Raw genomic sequence first — 18,359 nt, forward strand, 5'->3', positions numbered from 1 at the left:
ATCCCGCACGGTCAAAGCGTTTCTCGGCGGCTGGGCAAGTCTTGGCTCGGCAGGATCTTGCCCGGGTTCATGATGCCAGCCGGATCTATGGCTTTTTTGATGATCGCCATGAGGTCCACCGCGTCGCCGTGTTCCTGCCGCAGATAAGCGATCTTGCCGGTGCCGACTCCATGCTCGCCGGTGGAAGTGCCGCCAACCGAGATGGCGTGCTGCACCATCTTCTTGTTGATTGCCGCCACCTCGTCGAGTTCAGTTTGATTTGCAGGATCTACGGCGAAGACCACATGATAGTTGCCATCGCCGACATGGCCGAGAATGGCGGCGGGCACGCTGCAGTCGCGTAGCAATTCCCGGGTCCTGACGATGCAGCCGCTCAACTCGGATACCGGCACGCAGACATCGGAAGACCAGCCCTTGGCGTTCAGGCGCTGCGAGACCACGGCGTAAAACGCGTTGTGGCGCGCCTTCCACAGGCGGTTGCGGTCCTCCGGCGCATTCGCCCATTCGAAATCCCTGCCGCCATTATCTTCCACTATGGCAGCGACCATCTCGACCTGCTCCTTCACGCCAGCAGGCGAGCCGTGGAACTCGAAGGCGAGCGTGTCCTCGACCTTGAGGGAAAGACTGGAATAGGCGTTGACGGCCTCGATCAGGCCACGGTCCATTAATTCCATTCTCGCAACTGGAATGCCGAGCTGCACGACCGTAATGGCTGCCGCAACAGCCTGTTCGACGCTTTCGAAGGAGCAAAGTGCAGCTGAGATGGTTTCGGGAATTCCGTAGAGTCGCAACGTCACTTCCGTGATGATGCCGAGCGTCCCCTCGGAGCCGACGAACAGCCGCGTTAGGTCATAACCTGCTGATGATTTACGCGCCCGCCCGCCGGTGCGGATGACCTGGCCGTTGGGCAAGACGACTGTCAGCGACAGCACGTTTTCTCGCATTGTGCCGTAACGCACGGCGTTTGTGCCGGAAGCGCGGGTTGCGGCCATGCCGCCGATAGACGCATTGGCGCCAGGATCGATCGGAAAGAACAGGCCCATGTCGCGCAGATGTGTGTTCAGTTGCTCGCGCGTGACCCCGGCCTCCACCGTGCAATCGAGATCCTCGGCGCTGATGCGGACGATTTTCGACATGCGCGACAGATCGACCGAGACACCGCCACGCACTGCCGTCAGATGGCCTTCGAGCGAAGTGCCGGTGCCGAAGGCGATGACGGGAACACCTTCAGCGGCGCAAAGCCGCACGGTTTCCGCCACATCATCCGTGCTCTCGGCGAAAACGACGGCATCGGGGATCGCCGGCGTATGGTGGGATTCGCCACGGCCGTGTTGTTCCCGCAATGCCTGCGCGGTGGAAAAACGCTCGCCGAAACGGTTGCGCAAAGCGTTCGAGAGAGCGGGAGGCAGTGCGCTCATCGCGATACTCCGCGCGAAGAGGGCGGGAAAAGAGACATGAGAAACTCCACGGGAATGGTCTGGAGAGAGCCATGGCCGGGTTGCGGCCACGGCGTGACAGTCACCCGGTTTTCGGCTGGGATCAGGCGGCCAGTTTTTCGCCCTTGAGATGACGTTCGAGGAAAGGCAGGCTGTCCTGTCCCCAATACAGTTCGTCCTCGTAGCGGAATGTCGGAAGCCCGAACACACCGGCTGCCTTTGCGGCCTCATAATTGGCTTTCCGGATGGCTTCCACGGCATCGCTTCCGCCGCGTTCGTCCAGCGCCGCACCGTCGAAACCAGCTTTGTCAGCGATTGCGCGGCGAACTTCGGCATTGCCAATATCTTCGCCTCCTTCCCAGAAAGCTTCCTGAAGCGCCTTGGTCAGCCTCAACCAGTCCTCGCGCGCATCGATCGCGGCAATGACCATGAAGCCGGCCGGCGTGGGATCGGAAAGGGCGGCGCGATTGTCGAAGTTAAGGGACTTGCCGCGCAACGCCGCCCATCGCTTCAAATCCTTCGTCCAATAGGCGCGGCGCGCTTCCGGACGGTTGCGTGAGTAGATGGCGCCATTATCCTCGATCAGCGGGATGACATAGGGCCGTATCGTGGCGTTGTGCTCGGCGGCGAGCGCGGCGAAAGGCTCCAGGCCGAGAAAGGCCCAGGGGGAGCCGATGCCGAAGAAGTAGTCGATGGTCTTGGTCATATCTTGTCTCCTGAGGATATCTTGCCGGTGGCGAGATCGAACACCGAGAGCGCACAGTCCCGGGCGATGAGTACGGCATGCGGATCGCGCCCGACCGCGACCGTGGCAAGTGCGCCTTCGTAAAGAAGCGAAAGGTGGGAGGCGGCCTGATCCAGTCGCACCCCCGCTTTAGACATGACGGTCTCGAAAATATCCCGCACCATTCTTTTGTGGGTTCGAGCTACGGTGACGACGCGTTCGGAATCGCCGTGTTCGGCAACCGCGAGTGCAAAGGCGCAGCCCCTGAATTCAGGGCTGTCGGCCTTCTCGTAAAGTCGCTCGAAAATCACCCGCAGCTGGTCCCTTGGATCAATCGTCGCCGTCAGAACATCCTTCAGCGAGCGAATGACACGGTCGTGGCGATCCTGAAGATAGGCCGCGACAAGATGATCCTTGGACGGAAAATGCCGATAGAGAGTAGCTTTTGCGACCTTCGCTTCTTCGATGATGCGGTCGATACCGACTGCCCGGATACCTTCGGTATAAAACAGCGCTCCGGCGGCGGTGAGAATCTGGTCTGGAATGGCTTCTCTCATTTTATCGCTTCAGCTTGGTGGTTTCATGGGAAGAACAGGTCGCACGCATCATTGCGCGGCGGCGAGACCGGTTTTGTCGCGCTCGTGGAGCTGCCCGACAAAAGAAAGGATCGCGTCAAGCGGCACCGCCTTCAAGAAGCCGCCCTGATGCGCCAGCCTGCCGCCAAGAGACTGGATAGCCTCGTTATACGGTGTCGCAACGTTATGCAGACGGCCGAGCAGCACAATCTCACCGTTGAGAAAATCGACCTCGCTGGAAGCGCCCCGGGCAAAGCTCTGCCAGGTCGATTGCTGGCCTGGCTGAATGCCGCTGTTTTGAGCGATGCTCCAGCCTGAAATATCGACAGCGCGTTCAGAGGGAGAGGCGAGATTGTAGCCTGCTACCTCAAGCGTCTGGCGGGCTTCATTGACCAGCGCTTCGGCGATCGATGCTCGCAGATCGTCTTCTCCGTCGAACAGATCCAGCGCATTGCGGACGTTATGAAGCAGTTTTGCTGATTTCCAGCGGCGGATATCGCTGCTGGTTTCCGCAAGATAATTGGCGCGTGTGAGGTCTGCGGCAATCTCCTTCGCCGTTTCGTCGGAACCGGTCGGGAAGCGTCCGATCGTGACCACGCCGACCTGCGGATTGCCGGCCGCCGCAACCGCGCCGGTTTGTGTAAACCGGGCAGGGGTCAGAATACTGGCGCCGTAGACATTGGCGAAGGTCCTGAGCGCCAGCGCTTCCGTCGCCAGACCGTTCTGAAAGGTAACCACCGGCAACTGCGTGGCTGTTAGACCTTCCACGCCCGATACCTGTCGCCATGACCAGTCTGCCAGAGTGGCTGCCGCATCCTGCGTTTTGACGGTCAGCAGCAGGATATCGTCGGGCGCCAGGTCCGGCGGAGCGGATACGTCGAAGGCGTTCAGCCTTATTTGCTGCGTGCCTGAGGGGCGTTGGTAGCTCAGTCCCTGTTCAATGATGGAGGCAATTTGTGCGCCGCGTCCGACCAGAGCATATTTGATGCCGGAAAGCTCGAACTGTGCGGCAAGGCTCGCGCCAACCGCGCCTGCGCCAATGATAACGTATCGTGTCACCTTTTCCTCCGATTCAACCGGGCCGATAATGCGCCAGTATCAATTGCAGCGGTGCAGTTTGCTGGATCGATACGGGATTTCGCTCAACATCGGTCCTCCCTGATGGCGACCAATGATGAAAGCTAAACTAGGCATGAGGAGCGCCTCAAGAAAGACAGGTCGTTCTTTTTCTATCTATTTTATAGAAAATAATTCGGCGTAGGGAAAATTTGCGATCACCTTATTCCCGACAGCAGTCCTGGCGCGGTGAACCGTGGAATAAGCCCCAACGAAGCACACCGTCAGCGCGCATGGGAGAGCATCAACTCGCTGGCTTTTTTCAGGAGGCCGCCTTGAAGAGAACCGTGACGACGGTTCCGCCGTCTTGTCGCGGATCTATCTGCAAATCGCTGTCATGCGCCCTTGCGATCGCTCGAGCAATCGACAGGCCGAGGCCGGTGCCACCGGTCTTACGTGCACGCGACGGCTCTGTGCGCCAGAAGAGTTCGATGCCGTGTGCCTCGATGCCGGGGGGAAAACCCGGCCCCTTGTCTTCGATTGTTATGAAGGGACGTCCTTCCCGGACTCCGGTCGAGCAGAAGAGGCTCTTCCCGCTCGCCGCATAGCGGCGTACATTATCCATCAGGATGAGCAGTAGCTGTTGAAGGCGTTGAGGGTCGCCGCTAATGGGAGCCGTCTGCAGCGACATATCGAGACGAATTCCTGCCTCTTCGAGAAGAGGCCGCGCGGATTCCGCTACTGCCGCGCATTCGGTAGCGAGATCGAGTGGCTTCATCTCTGTAACGAGACTGTTGGTTTCTGCCAGCGAAAGCGTCCGCAGATCGTCGACGAGACGCGCAAGTCCTTCCACATGGCCGATGAGGTGGCGAATGGCCTGCTTGTCGAGTGGAAAGACGTCATCGGCAATGCCGTGTAAACGGCCTTGCAGGATGGTTAGCGGGGTGCGCAGCTCGTGGGCTACCGCCATGGTGTTGAACTTCAACCGGCGCTCCATCATCTGAAGCTCTTGCGTCAAAGTCTCGAAACTGTCGACCAGAAATCCGACTTCGGCGATGCGGCTCGCCTTGATCTTTGCGCCTCCGCTGAAGTCGCCGGTCGCCATGCGCCGCGCCGCGTCGGCAAGTTCGCCGAGAGGTGCTGCAATGCGCCGGGAGATGAAATAACCAAGCAAGCTGCACAGGAAGACACCGAGCAATCCAAAGAGGAACACCGATTTGAGAAGTTCGCTATCTGCCTGGTCCTCCAGGCCCGGTAAAACCTCGATAAGGGCCTGAAGCTGGCTCTGATCCGGCATCACGCCCCGGTCAATATCCGAGAAAGCCTTGGCGGCATCAGGCGACAGTTGGGCAAGGATGCGCTCCTCAATGGTGTCCGAATACCAGGAAACGCCGAAATAGACCAACGCAACCGCAAAGATGAGCATTGTGGTGATTGTGATCGCCGTCATCGTGCGCAGGCGGAGCCGCCGGAACCTCATGATGTCTGCTCCCTGGCAAGTCGGTAGCCGATGCTGCGCACCGACACCAGATAACCGCCAGCACCGTGATCCGTCAGTTTTTTACGCAGATTGGCGATGTGCGTATCGACCGTGCGTGCCAGCGCATCGCTTTCCGGCAGGCAGGCATCCAGAAGATCGGCCCGCTGAAAGGCATAGGTGGGGCGACGCGTCATATGGGCAAGAATTCTGAATTCGCTGAGCGTCAACGGCAGAACGGTTCGTCCCGCATCGCCGCAAACAGCCGCGATGTAAGCTTCGGTATCTATTTCGATGGCGCCGAAACGCAGGATCCCTCCGCCAGTTGGCTGACGCGAGCGTTTTAGAACGGCATTCACCCGGGCGACCATTTCCTGCGGGTTGAAAGGTTTGACGATGTAGTCGTCGGCACCCAGGCGCAGACCGGTCAGCTTGTCCATATCTTCGGCAAGGGCGGTGACCATGATGATCGGTGTATCACGCTCCCGCCGTATGCGTGTCAGCACATCGATGCCATCGAGCTTCGGTAGCCCGATGTCGAGAAGAATGAGATCCGGCCGCAGCATGGAGAAATGCGTCATGGCCGTCTCGCCATCCCCGGCTCTAACGGTTCTGTATCCGTCACGAATGAGATAGGCGTCCAGAATCTGCATGATGTCGGGGTCGTCTTCGACGATGAGAATGAGCCCTTTGTCCATGCTAACCTTACGAACTTACTGATATTACCGCTTTATTGCCGGGACGCTAAGCCGACGCAAAGCGCCGGGCAAGAGCCGTCTCACGAGATAGATGCGGCAGGCACGCTTTTCCTCTCAGTCTTGGGACTTCCTCCGCAGAACCTTGACATTTCTACGGAAGAAAGCTGGCCATGCACCAGTATCTCTCCCATAAGACCGAACAGAAATGGCCAGGCCGGCCCGAAAAACCGAAGTTCCGCTTTGCCGTCATCCCCACGGCGCGCCAGACTTTCGCATGGGTTTCCGGCAGCCCATCTCTGCTCGCGCTTTCGACCACGCTTGCAATGATGGTCTTCTTCACTGTCAGGCCGGATATCGATCTTGACGCCAGTCGCTGGTTCTGGACAGATGGTTTTCGTCTTGGCGAGGATCAATTCTTGATTTCCGTCCGCGATCTGAACCGCGCACTTCCCGCCATTTTATTGTCCACGCTTGTCTGCCTGCTCCTTGCCACGCCATTTGTCTCCGGCGTGCGGCGTGCCATCCGCCCTCACAAACTGCTACTTGTTCTCACCTTTTATGCGCTTGGGCCGGGTGTGACCGTGCATGTGCTGAAAAACCTGTTCGGACGTGCCAGACCGCGGCATATCAGTGAATTCGGGGCGGATTTGTTTTTTACGCCCGTTCTTTCCCTCGATGGCAGCTGTTCGCGCAACTGCTCCTTTCCATCCGGCGAAAGCGCGTCCGCAATCGCCCTGCTGGCGTTCATCATCTTCCTGCCGGAAAAATTTCGCCTGAGCGCCACGGCGATCTTGATGCCGTTCATCGTGCTTTGCTCCCTAAACAGAGCAGCTATGGGCGCACATTTTCTCTCCGATGTCCTGATTGCATGGCCACTGATGCTCGCCGTGTTCCTCTCACTGCATCGGCTGTTCACGAAGCATGGGGACACAATCGACACTGTGCTTCTGCGCTAATTCATGGGAATACGGCATAGCGCCGAACAAAGGTCATGCCCCGAGCAATAAATTTGTGTTCGGGGTTCGTCCGCCGCCTGTTCAAATCGCACATGCCCGTGCCTGTGGTCTGGTACGGGCATGTGCGGACGAGGACTGCCTTATTTCACCTGGGCGACGACCAGCTTGCCATCCGCCCGCTCGGCGATGAACTCGATGTTCGCGCCTTCCTTGAGCTTGGCGAGCAGGGCATCGTCCTTGACGCGGAACACCATTGTCATGGCGGGCATGTCGAGGTTCTTCAGTTCCTCATGAATGATGGTGACTTTCTTGGCGGTAGCGTCGACCTTCTTCACCGTACCTTTGGTGAATTCCTGTGCGAATGCGCCAAAGGGGGCTGTAAGCAACAAAGCGGCTGCAAGGGTAATTTTAACGATCATCTTCATGGTCAGATTCCTTTTTTCGATTGGTTACTTGGCCGAAACTTTGAGATCTCCGCGCATGCCGGCCTCGTAATGTCCGGGCTTCAGGCAGGCGAATTCGAACATGCCGTCATTGGTGAATTTCCAGATGATTTCGCCGCTTTCGCCCGGCGCAAGGCTGATTGCGTTCGGATTGTCGTGTTCCATTTCCGGGGCCTTTGCCATGGCGGCCTTGTGCTCCAGATTTGCGCTCTGTTCGTCGAGAATGAATTCATGGTCCAGCTCGCCGACATTCTTCACGGCAAAGCGAACGGTCTTGCCCTTCTTGAATTCGAACTTGGCGGGCGTGAACAGCATCTTGCCATCAGGTGTTTCCTTCATGGTGACCTGTATGGTCTGGGTTACCTTGGATTTGTCGCCGGGTTCGCCGATCGCCATCGCTTCATGGCCGCCGCCGTGGGTGCCCGATGCGAAGGCGGGTGTGGCAAGAGCGGTGAGAAGCATTGCAAGTTTCAGTCTGGTCATCGAATTTTTCTTTGGTTCTGGTGGGGATATGGTCTGCACGATCAGCCGTGTTTCATCGGTTTCGGCGTGATCTGTGTTTTCGGATCATTGGTCTTTTCGGTATCCGGCACGTCGCCGGTCCATTCCCAGGCCTGGGTACCGGGCGGGTTTTGGTACCAGCCGGGATCTGAGTAATCGCCCGCGGAGATGCCTTCGCGGACCTTCACCACGGAGAACATGCCGCCCATTTCGATGGGGCCGTGCGGACCCCAGCCGGTCATCATGGGAACGGTGTTCTCAGGGATTTCCATCTCCATCGCGCCCATATCGGCCATGCCGGCTGTACCCATCGGCATGTATTCCGGCCGCACCTTTCGGATCTTTTCGGTGACGGTCTTCTTGTCGACGCCGATGAAGGTCGGGACATCGTGTCCCATCGCATTCATCGTGTGGTGCGACTTGTGGCAATGGATCGCCCAGTCGCCGACATATTTGGCGTCGAATTCATAGGCCCGCATGGCGCCGACGGGGATGTCGATGCTGACCTCCGGCCACCGGGCCTCGGGCCGCACCCAGCCGCCATCCGTGCACGTCACCTCGAAATCATAGCCGTGCATGTGGATCGGGTGGTTGGTCATGGTCAGGTTGCCGACCCTGACACGCACACGGTCGTCCTTGGAGACCACCAGCGGATCGATGCCCGGAAATACCCGGCTGTTCCATGACCACAGATTGAAGTCCGTCATGGTCATGATTTTCGGAACGTAGGAGCCGGGATTGATGTCGAAGGCGTTGATTAGGAACACGAAGTCGCGATCAACAGGCATGAAGGTCGGGTCCTTTGGATGGACCACGAAAAAGCCCATCATGCCCATCGCCATCTGCACCATCTCGTCTGAATGCGGGTGGTACATGAAGGTGCCGGACTTCACGAGATCGAACTCGTAGACGAAGGTCTTGCCAACGGGGATATGCGGTTGCGACAGGCCGCCGACACCGTCCATGCCTGATGGCAGGATCATGCCGTGCCAGTGGACCGTTGTATGTTCCGGCAGCTTGTTGGTCACGAAAATCCGCACCCGGTCGCCTTCTACGGCCTCGATGGTCGGGCCGGGTGACTGGCCGTTATAGCCCCAGAGGCGGGCCGTCATGCCCTCCGCCATCTCGCGTTCCACCGGCTCGGCGACAAGGTGGAATTCCTTGACGCCATTGTTCATCCGGAAAGGCAGGGTCCAGCCGTTGAGGGTGACGACCGGATTGTAATCGGGACCGGTAGTGGGCTTGACGGGGGCTTGCGTCGCTGCCGTTTCCATCACGGCCGCTTCCGGCAGGCTGCTATTCGATGTCTTTGCCCAGGCCGCCGTGGAGACCATTGCGGCGCCGACGCCCAGAAAGTTTCTTCTATTGAACATGGTCGTTTCCTTTCTCAGTGTCCGCCACCGCTGCCGCCACCAGTGGCGGCAACTTCGGTCTCCGCGCCTGCCGTACCCGCGCCACCGCCGTAGATGGCGGGCGCAAGGCCGGCTTCCGCGAGCCAGAAGTCACGTTTGGCATTGATGGCGAGCAGGTTCGAATTGACCTTTTCGCGGCTGTCGGCGAGCAGTTCGAAGGTGTTGGTGAGCATGCCGTTATAGGTCAGCAGCGACTCCTCCTCGATCTTGGTCCGCAGCGGCACCACGCTGTTGCGATAGTGCCGGGCGATGTCGTAGTTCGAGCGATAGGCCTGATAGGCGGAGCGGGCTTCGGAGCGGATATTGACCGCTTTTTCGGCCAGCAGGTTTGCTGCGCGCATATAGGCGAGTTCGGATTCCCGCATTCTTGCCCGACCGGAATCGAAGATCGGAATGACGAATTCCAGCTCGGCATTGCCGGTCGTCTGTTTGTGTTTTTCGCCGTCTTCAAGTTCGCGTTCGGTCTCGAAGCCGGAACGAAGTTCTAGATCGGTGACGTATCGGGTGGCTTCTGTGAGTTTGAACGACCGGGCGGTCGATTCCAGATCGAGCTTCGCCATCTGCAAATCCACCCGGCGTTGCAGCGCCTCGGCCTCGATCATCTCACGTTTGGCCAGATCCTTTGGAAGCTGGGGCAGGCGGTTGGGGATGGAGTAGTCTATGTCCGCGCCCCACAGGCCCATCAGCCTTGTCAGTTCCTCCTTCGCAAGCCGGGCTTCAAGCCGCGCCTTGGCGATCTGGCCGGTCAGTTCGGCATAGAAGACCTGCTCGCGAGCCTGGCCTTCCTTGTTCAGCGAGCCTGCTTCGCCAAGCTTCCTCGCAAGTTCCGAGGCGGCATCCGCGGCTGTCTGGGCCTGCGCCAGCTGGCCGACATTTTCCCAGGCAGCAACCGCCGTGATCCAGGCGCGGCGGGTATCTGCCGCCAATTGCAACGTCTTCAGCGCGGCTGCGAGCTGCGCCTTGCGGAAGCCGGTATCGGCAATCTTGACATTCTGTTTGAGCGTGGCCAGTGCCAGAATATTGGTGACGATCACACCCTCGATCGCCTTGTAGGCCCGGAGCCCCGGAGTGCCGATCCCCGTCAATCCGATGCCGACCCTCGGATTGACCAGCATGGTCGATTGCCAGGCGGTTGCGGCCGATTCACCCAGATCGGCATAGGCCGCCTGAAGGCCCTTGTTGTTGAGGAGCGCGACCTGAACCGCCGTCTCGACATCGATTGTTTTCGCTGACATCAGCGACTTGACGCGGGTTGCGGTTGCCTGCGCCTCGGCCCGGTTCTGTATCCAGACAGTCTGCTTTCCTGTCGCCTCGGTCGCCCTGGCCGAAACGGTGGTGAAGCCTGCGTTCTTCGAGGTGTAGTCGGTGGCCGTGACGCAGCCGCCAAGAACGAGCGGGACGGAAAGGACGGCCGTGAGTTTGATCACGTGTAGCGTCATGATGCGTCTCCTTTCGGAGCCTGCGCATCGTTCTGATTACGCCAGGGCTTCGGGTCCACCGGAGCACGGTGTGAGTAACCTGTGACCGGTGTCTGATAACGCAGAAGGGTGACGCCGAGTGACGGGTTTGCCGCGTCTTCATACGAGGCGGCCTCGTTCATCGAGGATGTGGCTGTGCAGCCGCCCAGCAAAAGGGGCGCTGCAACCACGATGTAGATAGGGTTCATGGTAATTTCCGAACAGGAGATGCAACGGCGCGACGGCGCTAAAGCCGTTCACGCACGATCATTGCCCGAGAGGCGGGCTTTGCCTGTTCAGATATTCGGTGGACGGTGAAGCAGCGGGATCTGGCCCACGGTCTTGCTGTCGTCAAGGAAGGAACGGATGGAATTGACGACTGGTACGCCAAGGGCGTCATGCGCAATCAGTACCGCCATGCCGAGACAGAAATCGTTGCAGCATTCCGGCTTCACGGGCTTTTTGACGCCGCTGTCGTGGTCTGCCGTATCCATATTATGGTGGTCGCTGGACATCATGGCCGAACCGCCATGGTCCATCATCGCGCCATGATCCATCATCATGGCGGATTGGGTGGTCTGCATTTCCGCGGTATCGGGACCATGCATTGCGGCATTGACGGTGGAAACGCTGTATCCCGCCAGTGACAATATCATCACCAGTCGAAACAGCAGTGCCGTCAATTTCGATGTTCGCAACATCCCACGCATGCCCTGTAGAAGAGCCGCAGTCCTGAAGTTTGTCAATGGATATCGCTCATAACCATCAATAAATAGCACGCCTGCCGGTTCTTAAACCTTACACTGTCTCCATAAAGGCATCGTCGAGAATGAGGAGTTTACGTGCCTGCATGCGGGCATATTCCTCGTAAAAGCCCTGGGAGATCCAGAGAGCGGAACGCCCCTTCCGTCCGCTCCAGCCGATGCCGCCGATCAGTTCGGCCGCGCCAAGCTTGCGCCTGACATGGATTCGGGAAAGGGAGAGCGATGCCGCCAGTTGCGATGCTGTTTTCACATCCGTCAGGTGTCTGCCCTGTTCTGTCGGCTTTTCCCAGTCGATCCCGGCGATCAGGCGGTCCATCAGCAGCCCGCCCGCGTCGAACCAGTTGAAGATGATGGAAAGCGGGCCCGGGCAACGTACCTCCGGATTAGAAAGCAGCGCCTGCGCCACGCGCGGATGGATGTGTGCGAGCATGGTTTCGGATCGCTCGATAAACCGAGAGGCTCTGAACCCCTCATCGATGAGGTCCAGCGCCTGAAAATGCACGTCGTACCATTGGGCAAGCATCGCCAGGGTGGACGGTGAAGGCACCACGCCATCGGCCGGCTTTTCGCCGGCTTGGTGCGCCGGTCTTGTCAGGCCGCGTTTCAGCGCCTCTTTGAAGAAGGCATAGGCGACATCATGGCTGGCAATGCCGTGTTGGAGCGCGAGTTGGCCGAAATCTTCCCGCGTCAGGGCGGGTTCGTCCGTTCCGGTCTTGCGCTTTTGAAAATAGAGCGCCAACAGCGCGTGGCAAAGAAGCCGGCTCTGGCGCGTGGCGAAAAGCGCGGTCATGTCGGGCGAACCTTCGTAGAGGGTGATGAAACTTCCCGCCAGCAGCCGTAGTGCTGCTGCGAAAGCACCCGTTTGAAGCAACCGGTCGATTTCGCTGGGTGGTAGCCTGCGGCCAACGGCGGAGGCGTCCGGCAACCCGGAGATCGCGAAATCGAAAAAATTGGTCATGGGCAGCGCTCCTCGAATTGCCGGCACCACCCTCCTTGCGGAGTGTAATGAGGATTGGATGATCCATCGGCCTTACAGGGGTCGGGATGAGGCGTCTTCTCATTGCGCGCAGAGGTGACACTTTTAGGCCGTCGGCATGCCCGTGGCGCGGGCTTCGCCGGGCGTCATGCCATAGGTGCTGCTGAACACCCGGTAAAAGGTTGGAAGACTGTCGAAGCCGCAGCCGTACGCGACCTGCGTGATTGGCAGGGCGGGAGATTCCAGCAGCAGGCGTCGCGCTTCCTCGATCCGCATGGAGGCGAGCGTGCGGGAAAAAGACAGCTCTGCGCCTTCGAAAACGACGTGCAGTTGCCGAAGCGAAATGCCCAGTTCCTTTGCCACTGCGGCAGGCGTGAGGTTCTGCCAGGACTTTTTGCGCATCATGATGTCCTGGGCCGCATAACAAAGCCCGGTGCGGAGTGCGGCGCGCACTTCCGGCATTGCAGGCGAAAGCCGTCCACGCGCCGTCATGGCTAATCGGGCGATATGTGTCACATCGCGCACGGGATCGATGAGCCTGCCGCGTTCGGCGTTCAGCGCGTTGAAGAGCGCCCGGAACGGCCGGGAGAAGGCGGTCTTGTCGGCGTAACGCGTGGCAAACAGGTCATCGGCCGGTCGGCCAAGCATGACTTCGTCGTCGACAGGGATCTTGAGCATCTTGTAGTGAAAATCCGCCTCACCGCCCGGTATCGCGTCATAGGGCAAGTCCGAATAGTTGATGGTGAAATCACCACCGCTGACGGAATGTACCCTGTCTCGGCCGGCACGCAGCAACCCCGAACCCTTCACCTGCAAGCCAATGCAGAGGCTGTCGCCGGCAATGCGGGCAATATCGGCTTCCGTGCGGTTGACCCGGTAAGAGGAAGCGCGCATTTCGCTTACGACGGCGCCTGCAACAGAGCGCGCCTGAAACGACCCGCTGAAGGTCTGGCGGCGATCCGGCGCAAGCTCGATCGTTACGCCAAACAGGCTTTTGCCGCGCACTTCGCGCCATTGGTCGAAGCGGTGCTCGGGCTGAAAATCCTCGGTTGCGAAACGGATGATGGTGTTCGTGGCTTGCTCCCCCCAGATGAGCCATGTCCCCGCGGCTTATTGTTCCGTTGCGCGAAACCCAAGATGGACGAGCGGATAGGGACGTCCCTGCTCGTCGAGGTCGGAGCGTCCCGTCGGCTTGAAACCGAGCCGGCGATAAAAGCCCATGGCCTGCGTATTCTGTTCGTTGACATCGGTGGTCAGCGCGGGGTGTGCGGCAAGCGCTGCCTGCACGAGCGCCTTGCCGATGCCTCTGCCGTGATAATCCGGATCGATGAAAAGCGCTTCCATGTGCCCTTCATGCAGAAACATGAACCCGAGAGGCTTATCCGACGCATCGACGGCGAGCATCAAAGCGGCCTCGGGAAGAAAAGCCGTCACTTCTTCCTCGATTGCGGCGCGATCCGCTCTGTGAAGAAAATCATGGGTAGCGTCTACGGCCTTACGCCATATTTCAAGGATGCGGGCCGTGTCGCGAGCGTTGGCGGGACGAAGTGTGATCATTCCTCAACCTTAGCAATTGCGGCGTTTTTGCGCCATCGGTCTTTTCCGCAAGGCGTTTTCCCATTCGCTAAATCCCCGCAGCCAAACGCCGCAGTCTTATCCCGCATATTTCTTCGATCTCCGGTGCCTGACGTTTTTCTCGAAAAAAGTCCTTGCAAAAGGGTCCGATAAAAAAATAGATAAAAATAAGTTCTATCTATTTATTTGAAGGGAAGGTCGCCGGATGGATCAGATTGTCATGGAAATTGAACAAAATCAGGCGGAGATTCCCTCAATCAAAGCTGACTCTTCACTCGAAGAAGCAAAAATTATCTATAATTTGCCATTTAATGACCTCCTGTTCCGGGCGCAGCAGGTGCATCGTCGCCATTTCGATGCCAACGCCATCCAGATGAGCCGGCTTTTATCGATCAAGACCGGCGGCTGCCCGGAGGATTGTGGTTATTGCAGCCAGTCCGCTCGCAATCCAACAGGTCTGAAGGCCTCCAAACTCATGGAGGTGGAGCGAGTGCTGGCAGAGGCGCGCAAGGCGAAAGAGGGCGGGGCGACGCGCTATTGCATGGGGGCGGCGTGGCGCAACCCTAAGGAGCGCGACATGGAGGCGGTGGTGGCCATGGTCGAAGGCGTCAAGGCGCTCGGCATGGAAACCTGCATGACGCTCGGCATGCTGACGCCGGAACAATCCGAACGTCTCGCTCACGCCGGGCTAGATTACTACAATCACAATGTCGATACGTCGGAGCGGTTCTATTCGGAGATCATCACCACCCGCACCTTCGAGGATCGGCTGGAAACGCTCGCCAATGTTCGTGATGCCGGCATGAAGGTCTGCGCCGGCGGCATTCTCGGCATGGGAGAAACGGTCGAGGACCGTATTTCCATGCTGGTAACCCTTGCCAATCTGCCGGTTCCGCCGGAAAGCGTGCCGATCAACATGCTGATCCCGATCCCCGGCTCGAAGCTTGCCAAGGCCGCTCCGGTTGATCCGATCGACTTCGTCCGCACCATTGCGCTTGCGCGCATCCTCATGCCCCGTTCGCATGTGAGGCTTTCCGCCGGACGTACCGAAATGAGTGATGAGACGCAGGCGCTCTGTTTTCTGGCCGGGGCGAATTCCATCTTCGTCGGCGAGACGCTGCTGACGGCGGATAATCCGGGGGAAGATCACGATACGGCGCTGTTCCGGCGGCTGGGCCTGAAGCCGATTGCGTTGCAAACGGCGGAAGCGGGAGAGACCCGGTGAATTCGTCGGCGCTCTCCGCCTATGAGCTGAAGCTTGCCGGTCTGCACCGCAAGTCGCGCCTGCGGGCGCTAGCGCCCCGGCAGGGTATCGACTTCACCTCCAACGACTATCTCGGGCTTGCCGATGCACCCCGGCTGAAGGCGGCGATCACTGACGCAATCGAGAGGGGCGTGCCTGTGGGTGCAGGTGGTTCGCGGCTGCTTCGTGGCAACCATCCCGAACATGAGGCGCTTGAAACGGAGGCGGCGGTATTTTTCGGCGCTGAGAGGGCGATCTATTTCGGTAGCGGATTTGCCGCCAATGTCGCACTTTTTTCCGCACTGCCGCTGCGGGACGACCTCGTTCTCTACGATGCGCTGATCCATGCCAGCGTGCATGACGGCATTGCCGCCGGCAAGGCGAAGGCGGTCGCTGTGCCGCATAATCAGGTTGAGACATTCGAACGGGAAATAAACAGATGGCGGCAGGCGGGCGGCAAAGGTCGCCCGTGGATCGCGGTGGAGAGCCTCTATTCCATGGATGGTGACCGGGCGCCGGTTGCGGCCCTTGCCGACCTCGCCGAGCGACATGGCGGCTTTCTCGTCGTCGATGAGGCGCACGCCACCGGCGTGTTCGGGCCGGGCGGGCGCGGCCTGGCCGCTGAACTGGAAGGTCGGGGTAATGTCGTGGCGCTGCACACCTGCGGCAAGGCGCTTGGCCTTTCCGGCGCGCTTATCAGTCTGCCTGCGGTTCTTGCCGATTACCTCACCAACCGCGCCCGCGGTTTCATCTATTCGACCGCGCCGTCACCGCTGATGGCGGCGGTTGTGCGGGAGGCCTTGCGGATCGTCGCCGACGAGCCCTGGCGGCGCATCCGTCTGGAAGAACTGATAAATTTGGCCAGCGAACAATTACGATCCCGGCTGGGCGTGACGCCCGGCGGCTCGCAGATATTGCCGGTGATGATTGGTGACAATGCGCGTGCACTGAAGATCGCCACGCGTATGCGAGACGGCGGCTTCGACGTGCGCGCTATCCGCCCGCCAACGGTGCCGGAAGGCACGGCACGCCTGCGCATATCCATTACGCTCAATGTCGAGGAAAGCCAGATCGCCGATATGGTCGGGCTGCTCGCCCTTGCCATGGAGGAGGAACGATGAGCCTCCGTTTCATCGTCTCGGGCACCGATACGGGTATCGGTAAGACGGTTTTTTCTGCGGCGCTTACTTACGCATTGCAAGCCCATTACTGGAAGCCGGTGCAATCCGGGCTCGAGGAAGAGACCGACAGCGAGGTGGTGGAGCGGATGGGTGGCGTGCCGCGCGCGCGCATCCTGCCGGAGGCCTATCGCCTGAAAATGCCGGCCTCACCGCATCTTTCGGCCCGCTTCGACAATGTCACGATCGAGCCCGAGCTTTTGCTGCCGCCGGAAACGGATGGGCCGCTGGTGATCGAAGGGGCGGGCGGTCTGCTGGTGCCGCTGACCGACACATTGCTGTTTGTCGATATTTTCGCTCGCTGGCGAATTCCGCTGATTCTGTGCGCCAGAACCTCACTCGGCACCATCAACCACACGCTGCTGTCGCTCGAGGCGCTGCGGCTGAGAGCCATTCCGGTGCACGGCGTGGTCTTCATCGGTGATGAGAACCGGGAAAATCAGCGCATTATCGCCGATATCGGCCGGGTTCGCTCGCTTGGCCGCTTGCCTCGCATACCGGAGATGACTGCCGAGGCGCTGCACCACGCATTCGCTCAACAATTCGATCTCGCTGATTTCCTGGAGGTGCCGGCATGAGCCGTTCCCGCGTCTGGCATCCTTTCACCCAGCACGGGCTGGAACCGCCGATGAAACGCATCGTCTCGGCGGAGGGCTCCTATCTGGTCGATGAGGATGGCCAGCGGTTGTTCGATGCAATTTCATCCTGGTGGGTCATCACTCACGGCCACCGGCACCCGGCAATCATGTCCGCCATCCGCGCAGCGACCGAGACCCTCGACCAGATCATTTTCGCCGAGTTTTCGCACGAGCCGGCCGAAACGCTGGCCAAAGGTCTGATCGAACTCGCGCCTGCCGGCTTGGAACATGTGTTTTATTCCGATAGCGGTTCGACCTCGGTAGAAGTGGCGCTGAAAATGGCGCTCGGTTATTTTCACAATTGCGGTGAAAAGCGAGATCGCATCGTGGTCATGGAGCACGGCTACCACGGTGATACGATCGGCGCCATGTCGACGGGCGAACGCGGCGTGTTCAATGCTGCGTATGAACCACTGCTATTCGGCGTCGACCGACTTGCTTTTCCGGAAGCGGATTGTGAGCAGGAGACGCTCGACATGTTCGAGAGCTTTTGTCGTTTGGGCCGAGTCGCCGCCTTGCTGATCGAGCCGCTTGCTCTAGGTGCCGGTGGCATGAAGATTTACCGCGCGGACGTTCTCGCCGGACTGAAACAAATTGCCGAACGCTACGGTTGCCTTGTCATCGCCGACGAGGTGATGACGGGCTGGGGCCGGACAGGAACCATGTTCGCCTGCGAGCAGGCGGGAGTTTCACCGGATATTCTGTGCACCTCCAAGGGGCTGACCGGCGGCTCCCTGCCGTTGGCAGCGACCTTGTGCAGTGGCGAAATCTTCGACGTGCACTTCTCGACCGATCGCCGCAAGACCTTTTTCCATTCGAGTTCCTACACCGCCAATCCGATTGCCTGCGCTGCCGCTGTCGCCAATCTGCAGGTTTGGCGGGATGAGCCAGTGGTGCAGCGCATCGGTCAACTGCAAGAAGTGCTGCGCGACAATCTCGGGCGATTTGCGGATGACAGGCGCTTCACCAACATACGCCAGATTGGAACCATCGCAGCGCTTGACCTCGTCGTGCCCTCCGGCGGTTATCTCGCGGAGGCGGGGCCACGCATGCGGCAATTGTTCCGCGAGCGCGGGCTCATCATCCGCCCGCTCGGCAATGTGCTCTATCTGATGCCGCCCTATTGTTCGACGGCGCAAGACCTCACCCGTGCCTTCGACGCCATGGACGAAGTGGCCTCGATCGTGACTGAAGCCGCTCCGGGGGAACCCGGCGCGGCCGCGATCAAAAACCGTCTCCGAAAGGCCTGA

Annotated in this window: 20 protein-coding genes; 5 read left to right on the forward strand and 15 right to left on the reverse strand. The window is 59.5% G+C overall.

The window, feature by feature from the left end; all coding sequences use genetic code 11:
* Window positions 1-11: 11 nt before the first annotated feature.
* The 6 genes from AC1DCP_RS18105 to AC1DCP_RS18130 all read right to left on the reverse strand — a co-directional run bounded on the left by AC1DCP_RS18105 (window position 12) and on the right by AC1DCP_RS18130 (window position 5,966).
* On the reverse strand, window positions 12-1,418 hold the full coding sequence (locus AC1DCP_RS18105) for an FAD-binding oxidoreductase (protein ID WP_476774525.1): 1,407 nt from the start codon (window positions 1,416-1,418) through the stop codon (window positions 12-14).
* A 121-nt stretch (window positions 1,419-1,539) separates the two neighbouring features.
* Entirely contained in the window at window positions 1,540-2,142 is a 603-nt protein-coding gene (locus AC1DCP_RS18110; protein ID WP_476774526.1) for a DsbA family protein, read from the reverse strand.
* On the reverse strand, window positions 2,139-2,717 hold the full coding sequence (locus AC1DCP_RS18115; RefSeq protein ID WP_174046160.1) for a TetR/AcrR family transcriptional regulator: 579 nt from the start codon (window positions 2,715-2,717) through the stop codon (window positions 2,139-2,141). The genes AC1DCP_RS18110 and AC1DCP_RS18115 overlap by 4 nt, the downstream gene beginning before the upstream one ends.
* A gap of 48 nt (window positions 2,718-2,765) precedes the next feature.
* On the reverse strand, window positions 2,766-3,794 hold the full coding sequence (locus AC1DCP_RS18120; RefSeq protein ID WP_476774527.1) for a ketopantoate reductase family protein: 1,029 nt from the start codon (window positions 3,792-3,794) through the stop codon (window positions 2,766-2,768).
* Between the two features lie 319 nt (window positions 3,795-4,113).
* Window positions 4,114-5,271 carry an ATP-binding protein gene (locus tag AC1DCP_RS18125; protein WP_121557339.1) on the reverse strand — a complete coding sequence of 386 codons (1,158 nt, stop codon included), beginning with the start codon at window positions 5,269-5,271 and terminating at the stop codon, window positions 4,114-4,116.
* On the reverse strand, window positions 5,268-5,966 hold the full coding sequence (locus AC1DCP_RS18130; RefSeq protein WP_476774528.1) for a response regulator: 699 nt from the start codon (window positions 5,964-5,966) through the stop codon (window positions 5,268-5,270). The genes AC1DCP_RS18125 and AC1DCP_RS18130 overlap by 4 nt, the downstream gene beginning before the upstream one ends.
* Before the next feature lie 170 nt (window positions 5,967-6,136).
* Between AC1DCP_RS18130 and AC1DCP_RS18135 the strand changes: the two genes are divergently transcribed.
* On the forward strand, window positions 6,137-6,922 hold the full coding sequence (locus AC1DCP_RS18135) for a phosphatase PAP2 family protein (RefSeq protein ID WP_174046164.1): 786 nt from the start codon (window positions 6,137-6,139) through the stop codon (window positions 6,920-6,922).
* Window positions 6,923-7,062: 140 nt separating this feature from the next.
* Here the strand turns inward: AC1DCP_RS18135 and AC1DCP_RS18140 are convergent, their stop codons facing one another.
* The 9 genes from AC1DCP_RS18140 to AC1DCP_RS18180 form a co-directional block, all read right to left on the reverse strand.
* Window positions 7,063-7,347, reverse strand: a complete 285-nt coding sequence (locus AC1DCP_RS18140; RefSeq protein WP_476774529.1) for a copper-binding protein — start codon at window positions 7,345-7,347, stop codon at window positions 7,063-7,065.
* A gap of 24 nt (window positions 7,348-7,371) precedes the next feature.
* Window positions 7,372-7,848 (reverse strand): cupredoxin domain-containing protein, encoded by a 477-nt coding sequence (locus AC1DCP_RS18145; RefSeq protein WP_476774530.1) that lies wholly within the window; start codon window positions 7,846-7,848, stop codon window positions 7,372-7,374.
* 41 nt (window positions 7,849-7,889) lie between these two features.
* A complete protein-coding gene (locus AC1DCP_RS18150; RefSeq protein ID WP_004431584.1) occupies window positions 7,890-9,239 on the reverse strand; it encodes a multicopper oxidase family protein in 1,350 nt (449 codons plus the stop codon).
* Between the two features lie 14 nt (window positions 9,240-9,253).
* Entirely contained in the window at window positions 9,254-10,717 is a 1,464-nt protein-coding gene (locus AC1DCP_RS18155) for a TolC family protein (RefSeq protein ID WP_476774531.1), read from the reverse strand.
* Window positions 10,714-10,944, reverse strand: a complete 231-nt coding sequence (locus AC1DCP_RS18160) for a hypothetical protein (RefSeq protein WP_476774532.1) — start codon at window positions 10,942-10,944, stop codon at window positions 10,714-10,716. The genes AC1DCP_RS18155 and AC1DCP_RS18160 overlap by 4 nt, the downstream gene beginning before the upstream one ends.
* A gap of 87 nt (window positions 10,945-11,031) precedes the next feature.
* Entirely contained in the window at window positions 11,032-11,445 is a 414-nt protein-coding gene (locus AC1DCP_RS18165; RefSeq protein ID WP_080849880.1) for a hypothetical protein, read from the reverse strand.
* An 88-nt stretch (window positions 11,446-11,533) separates the two neighbouring features.
* Window positions 11,534-12,457, reverse strand: a complete 924-nt coding sequence (locus AC1DCP_RS18170; RefSeq protein WP_476774533.1) for a hypothetical protein — start codon at window positions 12,455-12,457, stop codon at window positions 11,534-11,536.
* A 123-nt stretch (window positions 12,458-12,580) separates the two neighbouring features.
* Window positions 12,581-13,480 (reverse strand): helix-turn-helix transcriptional regulator, encoded by a 900-nt coding sequence (locus AC1DCP_RS18175; protein ID WP_476774534.1) that lies wholly within the window; start codon window positions 13,478-13,480, stop codon window positions 12,581-12,583.
* A gap of 105 nt (window positions 13,481-13,585) precedes the next feature.
* Window positions 13,586-14,032: an acetyltransferase gene (locus AC1DCP_RS18180; RefSeq protein WP_476774535.1), complete on the reverse strand. Its 447-nt coding sequence runs from the start codon at window positions 14,030-14,032 to the stop codon at window positions 13,586-13,588.
* Between the two features lie 238 nt (window positions 14,033-14,270).
* On the opposite strand from AC1DCP_RS18180, the gene bioB reads away from it, so the two are divergent.
* From bioB to AC1DCP_RS18200, 4 genes are read left to right on the forward strand one after another with little or no spacing between them, the layout of a single operon-like run.
* Window positions 14,271-15,275, forward strand: a complete 1,005-nt coding sequence (bioB, locus tag AC1DCP_RS18185; protein WP_476774536.1) for a biotin synthase BioB — start codon at window positions 14,271-14,273, stop codon at window positions 15,273-15,275.
* A complete protein-coding gene (locus tag AC1DCP_RS18190; protein ID WP_476774537.1) occupies window positions 15,272-16,414 on the forward strand; it encodes an 8-amino-7-oxononanoate synthase in 1,143 nt (380 codons plus the stop codon). The genes bioB and AC1DCP_RS18190 overlap by 4 nt, the downstream gene beginning before the upstream one ends.
* Window positions 16,411-17,049, forward strand: a complete 639-nt coding sequence (bioD, locus tag AC1DCP_RS18195) for a dethiobiotin synthase (protein ID WP_121557345.1) — start codon at window positions 16,411-16,413, stop codon at window positions 17,047-17,049. Before AC1DCP_RS18190 ends, bioD begins: the two co-directional genes overlap by 4 nt.
* The gene (locus AC1DCP_RS18200) at window positions 17,046-18,359 is read left to right on the forward strand and encodes an adenosylmethionine--8-amino-7-oxononanoate transaminase (RefSeq protein WP_476774538.1); all 1,314 of its coding nucleotides are present in this window, start codon (window positions 17,046-17,048) and stop codon (window positions 18,357-18,359) included. Before bioD ends, AC1DCP_RS18200 begins: the two co-directional genes overlap by 4 nt.

This window comes from Agrobacterium sp. 10T429, from assembly GCF_056393925.1.